11 protein-coding genes are annotated in these 9830 nt (G+C 68.1%); 7 read left to right on the top strand and 4 right to left on the bottom strand.

Annotated elements, in window-relative coordinates; translation table 11 throughout:
- Positions 1–105 precede the first annotated feature (105 nt).
- Positions 106–426 (bottom strand): WhiB family transcriptional regulator, encoded by a 321-nt coding sequence (locus ACFV15_RS14275; RefSeq protein WP_378350844.1) that lies wholly within the window; start codon positions 424–426, stop codon positions 106–108.
- 230 nt (positions 427–656) lie between these two features.
- Here ACFV15_RS14275 and ACFV15_RS14280 point away from each other — a divergent pair, with 230 nt between their 5' ends.
- On the top strand, positions 657–1424 hold the full coding sequence (locus ACFV15_RS14280; RefSeq protein WP_378350846.1) for a site-2 protease family protein: 768 nt from the start codon (positions 657–659) through the stop codon (positions 1422–1424).
- On the opposite strand, the gene ACFV15_RS14285 is transcribed toward ACFV15_RS14280, so the two are convergent.
- The 3 genes from ACFV15_RS14285 to mshB are packed head-to-tail and all read right to left on the bottom strand — an operon-like array spanning position 1421 to position 3403.
- Entirely contained in the window at positions 1421–2194 is a 774-nt protein-coding gene (locus ACFV15_RS14285; protein WP_378350717.1) for a hypothetical protein, read from the bottom strand. The two genes, ACFV15_RS14280 and ACFV15_RS14285, sit on opposite strands and share 4 nt — an antisense overlap.
- Positions 2187–2567, bottom strand: coding sequence for a hypothetical protein (locus ACFV15_RS14290; RefSeq protein WP_378350718.1), 381 nt, complete (start codon positions 2565–2567; stop codon positions 2187–2189). The genes ACFV15_RS14285 and ACFV15_RS14290 overlap by 8 nt, the downstream gene beginning before the upstream one ends.
- Positions 2564–3403 (bottom strand): N-acetyl-1-D-myo-inositol-2-amino-2-deoxy-alpha-D-glucopyranoside deacetylase, encoded by an 840-nt coding sequence (gene mshB / locus ACFV15_RS14295; protein ID WP_378350720.1) that lies wholly within the window; start codon positions 3401–3403, stop codon positions 2564–2566. The genes ACFV15_RS14290 and mshB overlap by 4 nt, the downstream gene beginning before the upstream one ends.
- 145 nt (positions 3404–3548) lie before the next feature.
- Here mshB and ACFV15_RS14300 point away from each other — a divergent pair, with 145 nt between their 5' ends.
- The 6 genes from ACFV15_RS14300 (at position 3549) to ACFV15_RS14325 (ending at position 9730) form a co-directional block, all read left to right on the top strand.
- Positions 3549–5288 carry an ABC transporter ATP-binding protein gene (locus ACFV15_RS14300; RefSeq protein WP_378350847.1) on the top strand — a complete coding sequence of 580 codons (1740 nt, stop codon included), beginning with the start codon at positions 3549–3551 and terminating at the stop codon, positions 5286–5288.
- Positions 5289–5441: 153 nt separating this feature from the next.
- On the top strand, positions 5442–7154 hold the full coding sequence (locus ACFV15_RS14305) for a hypothetical protein (protein ID WP_378350722.1): 1713 nt from the start codon (positions 5442–5444) through the stop codon (positions 7152–7154).
- Between the two features lie 39 nt (positions 7155–7193).
- Positions 7194–7673 carry a SigE family RNA polymerase sigma factor gene (locus ACFV15_RS14310; RefSeq protein ID WP_378350724.1) on the top strand — a complete coding sequence of 160 codons (480 nt, stop codon included), beginning with the start codon at positions 7194–7196 and terminating at the stop codon, positions 7671–7673.
- Between the two features lie 5 nt (positions 7674–7678).
- Positions 7679–8461, top strand: coding sequence for a hypothetical protein (locus ACFV15_RS14315; protein ID WP_378350726.1), 783 nt, complete (start codon positions 7679–7681; stop codon positions 8459–8461).
- 13 nt (positions 8462–8474) lie between these two features.
- Positions 8475–8906, top strand: coding sequence for a sigma factor-like helix-turn-helix DNA-binding protein (locus tag ACFV15_RS14320; RefSeq protein ID WP_378350727.1), 432 nt, complete (start codon positions 8475–8477; stop codon positions 8904–8906).
- Positions 8907–8911: 5 nt separating this feature from the next.
- Entirely contained in the window at positions 8912–9730 is an 819-nt protein-coding gene (locus ACFV15_RS14325; RefSeq protein WP_378350729.1) for a hypothetical protein, read from the top strand.
- Positions 9731–9830 lie beyond the last annotated feature (100 nt).

Genomic DNA, 9830 nt, shown 5'->3' on the forward strand with positions numbered 1-9830 from the left:
CGGGGCGCAAGTGTCACTCCGGTACGGGGTGCGGGCGGCGGGTTGTCCGCCACCCTAAACGCACGCTCACTCACCGACAGCCGCGACTCCCACGCTGTGAGAGCTTTAAACCACGCGTTTCTTCAGCTTTCGCCGCTCGCGCTCGGACAGACCGCCCCAGATGCCGAAGCGCTCATCGTGCGCCAGCGCATATTCGAGACAGTCGTCCTTGACCTCGCAGCCCAAGCAGATTCGCTTGGCCTCACGGGTCGAGCCGCCCTTCTCAGGGAAGAACGCCTCCGGATCCGTTTGCGCGCAAAGGGCGCGCTCCTGCCACTCCTGCTCCTCGGTGGCATCGTCGAACAGCTCGGTCAGATCACCCAGAGACTGCTCCGGGTTCTCTCCCCAACCCACGACGTGCCCCCATTCCCTTCCTTCGGCGTCCACCTTCACGTCCGCCTCCTCGCTTCCACGCACTCCCCAGGCTGGCGGTTGAAATCCCACCCGTGGCTCCCCCTGGAGCCGCGAATGACATCAATGTGATTACACCCGTGTAATGCGGTCAGGTCAAGCGGAGTAGCGAGTTTGGGGGACACCTGAGACGTAACGCGCAAGGGGACACGCCGTGAAACTTCACACGAGGCATACGGAAGACTGGAGGGGTGCAGAGATCAGCAGTGCGACCGAGCCCCGTGTTCCTCGGCATACTCGCCGTCACCATCGCGGCCGGAATCCTTGCCGCAGTAAGGGATCCCTTCGACGCGGAGAACGTGCGAGACCCGATCGGCACCATCGGCGTCTTCGTGCTCGTGATCGGCGGGTGGATCCTCTCGCTCACCTTGCACGAGTTCGGGCACGCGCTCGTGGCGTTCAAGGGCGGGGACTACAGCATCGCCCACAAGGGTTACCTGACGATGGACGTCCGGAAGTACACGGACCCCGTCCTGTCCATCATCCTGCCGCTGATTTTCCTTGCGATCGGCGGCATCCCGCTGCCCGGTGGCGCGGTCTGGATCAACCACGCCGCGCTGCGCAACCGGGCGACCGCGTCCTGGGTGTCGCTGGCGGGCCCGCTGAGCAACCTCGTGATCGGCATCGTGCTGTGCCTGGTGGTCGCGCTGGTGCCGTCGCTGCCGTTCGGCCTGCTGGTGGGGCTGTCGTACCTGGCGCTGCTCCAGATCGTGACCTTCGTGCTCAACATCCTGCCCGTGCCGGGCCTCGACGGGTACGGCGCGGTCGAGCCGTATCTCCCGCCGAACGCGCGTGAGATGGGCGCGAAGGCACGGCCGTGGGCGCCGCTCATCCTCTTCGCGCTGCTTTTCGCCGTCCCGCAGGTGAACGCCCTGCTGTGGGAGGCGTCCTACTCCATCTTCGACGCGGTCGGCGGCAGCAGCCGCGCGGCTTCGTACGGCCTGCAGACGTTCATGTTCTGGAAGTACAACTAGCGTTTGGCGAACCAGGCGTCGGCTCTCTTGGCGACGCGCTTCAACCCGGAGCGCTCGCCGAGATAGTCGCCCGCCATGCCCACGACGGGCAACATGCCGATCGCACGATGATAGAAGCGGCCACGCGGCCGCTTTTCCAGTTCTTCGACAATGCCCAAGAGGGAACGACCGAGCCGCCACAAAGTTCCCAGTGACGCCTTGATCGTGACCTTCCCGTGTTTTTTCTTGGACTCGTCGAGCTCTTCGGTCAGCCGCTCGGTCGAAGCGTCCTCTTCGGACACATCGTGCTCGGTGTGCTTGCCTGCCGCGACGACCGGATCGACGTCGCGCTCGAACAGCACCCAGGCGATCAGCCGCACGCGGTCGCCGACCTCGAGCACGCCGTGCTCGCCCGCGATCGCGCACAGCAGCAGGCCCTGCGCGGCCGCGCCGAGCGTGTCCTGGATCGGCAGCCGGTCCGCGAGCGCGCCGCCGAGGCCGGGCACGGACGTCACCAAAGCGGTGAAGCGGCCGACGCGGTGGATCCACCAGTGCGTGCGCTCGTCGACGGTCATCGACGCCCACGCCGCGGTGCCCGGCACCTTGACCGAGGTGAGGCCGTCGAGCAGTTTGTCGCGCAGTGACGCGTCCACGCCGTCGAGTTCGCTCTTGCCGCGTTCGCGTAACCCGAACGGGTCGGATTCGCGCAGCGCGTCGAGCATCGGGCCGCAGCCGCGGACGAACGGCCGCAGCACGGCCACCACCTGGCGGTCCGAAATGGCCTCAGCCACGCTTGCCTCCCAGCTTTCCGCCCAGCACGAACGCGCCGGGCAGCGCACCCGCGGCGACGAGGACAAGGGCACGCCAGTCCTGGATCAGCACGAAGTCGCCGCCGGGACCGCTCAATCCCACGAACAACGTCACGACTACCCATACCAGCAGCGGCACAAACGACAGCGACGGCTTGGCGAGCTTCGCGGCGGCGATCACCAGCATCGGCGTGGTGACCGCGGCGACCACGGCCGCGACCGGGAACGGCATGTCCCACAGCCTCGGCAGTATCACCCCGTCGAGGCGCAGCGGCAGGAAGAACAGCTCCAGCACGGCGAGCACCGCCGCGTCCACGCCCAGCAGCACCAGCGGCCAGGCGCTTCGTGCGGTCACAGTGTCAGTCCCCCGAACAGATCCGACTCGGCGCCCTCCGGGGAACCGGACGCCAGCACGAAGTACTCGTGCGGCGGGATCGGCTGCGCGATGTCGTTGGACAGCGCGAAGCAGCCGTCGTGCACCACCGTGACCTGGGTCTCATGCGCGCGCAGCGCCGCACGCTTGGCCGGCAAGTACTTCTCGACGTCCAGCTCGGTGGTGATGCGCTCGTCCGAGACGGTCGGCAGCTCGCCGTCGGCGGGCACGCGGAACGGCGCGACGCCGTCCTCTCGCAAGACGGCCAAGCCGTCGGCGGTCGCCTGCTGTGAAGCCACCGTGTGGAAAACGCGGTGCACCGAAGGCGCGTTCTCGCAGGCCGCCATGGTGATTTCATGCGCCCTGATGTGGTCGGGATGCCCATATCCGCCGAAAGCGTCATAAGTGACGACGACCTGGGGCCGCACTTCTTCGAGGATTTCCATCAGCTGAGCGGCCTGTTCCGCGGCGGATCCGCCGGTGAACGCGCGGCGATGCGCGGCGGAGGCGGTCCCCGCCATCCCGGAATCGCGCCAGCGGCCCAGCCCGCCCAGATAACGATGCGATCGCAGTCCCAGTTCGCCACAGGCACGGGCCAGCTCGCCGGAGCGGTAGCCGCCCAGCTGGTCGGCGGCCCACGAGCCGAGCTGGGCCAGCTCGACCGGGATGATCTCGCCTTCTTCCCCCAGCGTGCAGGTCACGAGGGTCACCTCAGTACCCTCGGCCGAGTAGCGTGCGATGGTGCCACCGGTGGTGATGCTCTCGTCGTCGGGATGTGCGTGGACGAGGAGCAACTTTCGTTGCGAAGCGGAGGTCACGGGTTCAGATTAATTCTCGTGCTCCGACCTTCGTCGGGCACACCTCGGTTATCCTCGCGCGGGTCATTCCTTAACGCGGGTTGACTGTCTGTACCCCCACGAAGGGCGTCTAGTGAGCACAGAAGCAACATCGGCGAACCCCGGCATGTCCGGGGCCGTCCTGTCCATCTCGGATCTGACGATCTCCTTCCCGACCGAAGACGGAGTCGTCGACGCGGTCAAGGGCATCGGGTTCGACGTGAAACCGGGCGAGATCGTCGCGGTCGTCGGCGAGTCGGGTTCCGGCAAGTCGGTCACCTCGATGTCGGTGCTGGGTCTGCTGCCCAAGACCAGCCGGATCAACGGTTCGCGCAAGCTCGGCGAGCAGGATCTCTCCAACCTCAAGGAGAAGGAGATCCGGAAGGTCCGCGGCAACGAGATCGCGATGATCTTCCAGGAGCCGATGACCGCGCTGAACCCGGTCTACACCGTCGGCTGGCAGATCCGCGAGGCGCTGCGCTCGCACCAGGACATCGCGAAGGACGCCGCCGACAAGCGCGCCATCGAGCTGCTCGAGATGGTCGGCATCCCGAACCCGCCGGAGCGGTTCAAGCAGTACCCGCACCAGCTCTCCGGCGGTCTGCGCCAGCGTGTCGTGATCGCGATGGCCATCGCGTGCGACCCGAAGGTGATCATCGCCGACGAGCCGACCACGGCGCTCGACGTGACCGTGCAGGCTGAGATCCTCGGACTGCTGCGCAAGCTGCGTGACACGCTGAACACCGCGATCGTGCTGATCACCCACGACATGGGTGTCGTCGCCGACCTCGCGGACCGCGTGGTCGTGATGTACCAGGGCGAGATCGTCGAAGAGGCTCCCGTGCGCGAGCTGTTCGCCTCGCCCAAGGAGGAGTACACCCGCAAGCTGCTCGCCGCCGTGCCGGTGCTCGGCCAGCGTCCCGAGGGCCGCAGGCTGTTCGAGTCGGTCATCACCGACGAGTCCGACGCCGCCGCGATCGCCGACGACATCCGCCTCGAGGACAGCGAGCTCGCGGCCGTGATCGAGGAGAGCGCGCCCGCGCTCGAGATCAAGGACCTCGTGCTGGAGTTCCCCGGCCGCCGCGGCCAGGCGAAGAACCGCGCCGTCGACGGCGTTTCGCTGTACATCAACAAGGGCGAGATCCTCGGACTGGTCGGCGAGTCCGGTTCCGGCAAGTCGACCATCGGCCGCTGCGCGATCCGGCTGCTGCAGCCGACCTCCGGTTCGGTGTCGATCGCGGGCCAGGACATCACCACGATGTCCAACAAGGAACTGCGCCCGCTGCGCCGGTTCTTCTCCATCGTCTTCCAGGACCCGGCGTCCACTTTGGACCCGAAGATGACGATCGGCGAGTCCGTCGGCGAGCCGCTCGTGCTGCACAAGGTGCTGGCGGGCAAGGAGCTCAACAAGCGCGTCGCGACGCTGCTCGACAAGGTCGAGCTGGGCGGGCACTACCTCAACCGGTACCCGCACGAGCTCTCCGGCGGCCAGCGCCAGCGCGTCGCCATCGCGCGTGCGCTCGCGCTCGACCCGCAGCTGCTGATCGCCGACGAGCCGACCTCCGCGCTCGACGTCTCGGTGCAGGCCCGCGTGCTGGACCTGTTCCTCGACCTGCAGAAGTCGCTGCAGTTCGCGTGCCTGTTCATCTCGCACGACCTCGCGGTCGTCGACCTGCTGGCCGACCGCGTCGCGGTGATGCAGCGCGGCAAGCTGATCGAGGTCGGCACCCGTGACCAGGTGCTGCACTCGCCGCAGCAGGACTACACCCGCCGCCTGCTCTCGGCGGCTCCCGTCGCCGACCCGATCCTGCAGGCCGAGCGCCGCGCGGCCTGGGAAGCGGGCAAGCTCGCCCCCGTGGCCGACTGACCTTCCGGCTCGGTAAAAAAATCCCAATGTGGCTTTCGTCAGTTTTCAGCTGACGAAAGCCACATTGGCGTGCCCAGAGCTGACGAATGCCGCATTGGGATTTTTTTGGCGGCGGCTTGAACCTGGCGGGCGGGTGGCCGGGTAATACCGGGCGTGAGCATCACTCTGGGGCGGCCGGTCGAGATCGAGGACCGGCCGAGGTCCGGCAGACGCCGGGCGGTGTGGCTGGCGGCCGGTGTCGTCGTGCTGGGTGTCGTACTGGTGGGGCGGATCGGGCGGTTCGGGTTCAATCCGACCGATCAGGGGTTCGTGCTGGCGCAGAGCTGGCGGCTGCTGCACGGGGAGCTGCCGCACGCCGACTTCACGTCGCCGCGGCCGCTGGGGTCGGCCGTGCTGCACATGGTCGATTTCGTCGTGCCGGCACCGCTTTTCGTCAGCTCCAGCTTCGTGATGATGGTCGAGCTGACGGTCGCGACCATCGCGATGGCGGCGTTGCTCACCAGGACCCGACCGACGGCCTGGGGGCCGTCCCGGCTGGGCCTGGTCGCCGCGGCGACCATGGTCAACCTGCACACCTACCCGCTGATGGCCTGGCACACGGTCGACGGTGTCTTCCTGGTCGCGACCGGGCTGTGGGCCGTCGACTCCGGCAAGCGGCGGACCGGGTTCTTCCTGCTCGGTTTCGCCGTGATCGTCAAGCAGAGCTTCGCGCCCGCGCTGGTGCTCGGCCTGCTGCTGGTCATGCTGCACCCGGCGAAACGGCAGTGGCAGCGGATCGGCGTCGACCTGCTCTTCCTCGCCGCGGCGCCGCTGAGCTACTACGTCCTGATCGGTGGCGGCTTCCCCGCGGCGAAGGAGCAGCTCACCACCGCGACCGGCACCTGGGGTGAACGGCTGCTCGAGATCGCCGACACGGCCTCGATCGTGCAGGCCGCGGTCGTGCTGGCGGTGCTCGCGGGTGTCTGGCTCGCCCGTGAGCGGCTCGGGTCCGCCGGTCTGTGGCTGCGGATCGCGCTGGGCGTCGGCGTCGCGGCGATCACCGTGTCCGTGGTGGTGCGCGGGCATCTCGCGCACGCGGGCGACTGGTCGATCACGCTGCTGTGGATCTTCGTGGCCGCCGCGGCGGCGGACGCGGTGATCCAGCGGCACTTCCCGTGGCGGTACCTCGCCGTGGCCGCGCTGGCGTGGATGGCGAGCCTGTCCTGGGGCTATCCGTATCCCGGGCTGGTCGCCGGCAGCATGGCGCTCGGCACGCTGGAGGTGCTCGCCCGCACGGTCGACCTCCGTGCGCGCTGGGCGGAGGCGCTGGGCCCGATCGCGGCCGTGCTGGTCGCGCTGCAGCTGGTCAACGCGCACGACGCCGCGCCGTACGCGGACCGCCCGCAGGCCAGGCTCACGCACGACCTCGGCGACATCTCGCCGTCGCTGCTCTGGGTGCGCACCAACCCGAGCGTGCACGCCTATCTCGCCCAGCTCCGGGACTGCGTCGCCCAGTTCCCCGCCACGAAGGTCGCGATCATGCCGGACAACGCGTTCGCCTATCCGGCGCTCGGCCTGCACAACCCGTTCCCGATGGACTGGGTGCTGCCGATGGAGGTCGTCGGCGACACCGAGCAGCGCATGCTCGACACCATCGGCGAGCTCAACCGCGACGGCGACTACCTGGTGCTGTTCCAGACCGTCACCGCGCAGGCGCTGGCCGCGGGCGCGCCGGTGCCCGCGAGCGTGCCCGCGGAGACCCGACCGGCCTATCACACGGGATTGGAGGAACGGATCCTCGATCGCCTGACCGGTCAGCGGATCACCTGCGGGAATTTCGTCGGTGTCTATTCGGCGAGAAGAGCAACCTCCGACCCCGCCCCATGAGTAGTAACGACATCGGGGTGGAAACTGGGGGTGACCGGAGTGACCGAGCAGGAGGATTTTTCTGCTTATTTCACATCGCGGGTTCAGCGGTTCAGACGGCTGGCGTACGCGATGTGCGGGGACTGGCATGGTGCGGAGGATCTGGTGCAGGCCATGTTCGTGCGGCTGTATCGGAGCTGGCGGAAGGTGCGGCCTGCCACGGTCGATGCCTACGCGCGCAAGATCCTGCTCAACGTGTACCTCAACGGCAAACGCCGCGCCGACCGCGAGATCGTCTCGGATCCGCCCGACCGCGCGGCGCCGGACGGCCGCGACACCGACGCGCGGCTTGACCTGGAGCGGGTGCTGACCGGGCTGACACCCCGGCAGCGCGCGATGGTCGTGCTCCGGTTCCTCGAAGACCTCCCGGTCGCGGAGGTCGCCGATCTGCTGGGCGTGGCACAGGGCACCGTCAAGAGCCAGACCGCGCGCGCCGTCGACGCGCTGCGGGTGACGCTCCCCCAGTCGAGCTTGGAGTGAACGCGATGGAAGAGACCGACCTCCGTGCCGCGCTGCGGGCCTACGTGACCACGGACGAGCCACCGATCGGGCTCGCCGAGAGCACCGTGGTGAAAGCCGGGCAACGCGCCAAGCGGCGGCACGCGGTCGCGGCCATCGGCAGCGCCGTGGTGCTGGTCGTCGCGATGGTGGCGGGTGGCGCCGTCGTGCTGCCCAAGCTGCACTCGACGGTGCCGGTCGCCTCGAAGGCGCCCTGTGCGGCGAACCGGTTGGAGGAGACGGACGAAGAAGGCCGGGCCCGCCTGACCTGCGTGATGCGTTTCGTGCTGCGGCCGTTCCTTCCCGCGGGCGTCAAGCTCGGCCGTGACGGGGAAGGCCAGACCCCGCCGCCCGGCGACGACCCGCTGGAACTCGCGATCGAAGACTCCGGGTTCGGCGCCGCTTACAAGCTGCGCCTGAACATTACGGACGACCAGGGTCTCGGCGCGCTGGTGATGAGCATCAGCCGCGGCCAGCCGGATCCCTGGGCCCAAGCCGAGTACGACAAATGCGGCCCGCCGCAGATCGACTGCTCGAGGGTGCCGGGACCGCGCGGCGGCCGGTTGTCCTTCGAAACCCTGAAATCCCCTGACGGCATCATCTACCACTACTCCGGGTACGTCGCCCCCGATGTCAGCGTCTCGCTGATCAGCGGTAATGCCATGGAGACGAACTTCGCACACACTCCGACGAAACCGAGCCGTCCGCTGCCGTACTTCGACTACCGGCAGATGGAAGCGATCATGACCGCCCCCGACCTCGTCTACTGAAACCGGGAAACCCATGAAAGGCAAAGACGACTTCTCCGAGTTCTTCGCCGCGCGGGCGCAGCGCTACCGCAGGCTCTCCTACGCGCTGACCGGCGACTGGCCCGCCGCCGACGTGCTCGTCGAGGCCATGTTCGTCCGCCTGCACGGCCGGTGGCGCAAGGTCCGCCCGGCCACCGCCGACGAGCACGCCCGCAAGCTGCTGCTCGACGTCTACCTATCCCGACGGCACAAGGCCAAGCCGCCGGACGAAGCCGCGCCCGGCATGGACCAGGTGCTGGCCGGGCTCCCGCCGAAACAGCGGGCCATGGTCGTCTTCCACTTCCTGGAGGACTTGCCGGTGCCCGAGGTGGCCGCACTGCTCGGCGTCCCCGAGCGCGCGGCCGAGCAACAGATCGCGAGCGCCAGCGCGGCGCTGCGTGGTTCCATCCAACCGAGTAAGGACTGATTCCCTTGGAAGACATCGACTTCCGTACCGCTTTACAGGACTACGTCACCCGCGAGGAAGCCCCGTCCACGCTGGCCGAAGGCGCCATCATCTCGGCGTCGAAGCAGGCACGACGGCTGCGCCGGTATGCCGCCGTCGGCACGGTGACGGCCGTCGTCGCCGCGGTGACCGCCGGGATAAGCCTGCTGCCCGACCGGAACGCGCCACCGCAGCTCCACAAGGCCGCGCCGGTCGCCTGCCCGGGACAGGTGCAGGCCGAAACCTCCGCACAGCTCAAGGCGCGCCTGGAATGCGTACTGGGCAACGCCATCCGGGCGGAGCTGGAGCCGGGCGCCCGGATAGTGGCGATGCCTTACGACCAGCCTTGGGTCGTAGTGCCGCCGCCTGGGAGCGACCCGCTGGCGCTCGCGCTTTCCTCCCCACCGGCGGCGGACAAGTTCATCCTGCGCTTCCAAGTGACAGACAGCCAAGGCGTCGGCTCCGCGGAGATCCACCTGGTGCCGTACGACGGCGGTCGGGATCCGAAAGGCGCGCTCGGCGACTGCGACCGGTATCTGAGCGGGAAGAACGCCCTCACCTGCAGGGACGAGCTGGGACCGCGCGACGGGGTGCTGCGCCTGCGCACCGAGGGCGTGAACGGCCTTGAGAACGACATCGTCGAACTCCACACCACCGACTCCCTCATCTCGATCGACAACTTCAACTACGCGACGCCCGGCGTTCCTTACCGCTTAGGAAAAACCGCCCCGGTGACGCGGCAGAAACCCCCGTTCGACTGGGCACAGCTGGTGCGGATCGTGAGTGATCCGGGGCTGGCCAGGTAAGGGGTCGTGAGTGTTCCCGACAAGAAAAACACCGCCCCCAAAAAACAAAACCACACCCCACACACGGTCGTGCACACCCAACGAAAAAAAACACACCCCA

The organism is Amycolatopsis sp. NPDC059657 (genome assembly GCF_042734395.1).
Classification (GTDB): domain Bacteria; phylum Actinomycetota; class Actinomycetes; order Mycobacteriales; family Pseudonocardiaceae; genus Amycolatopsis.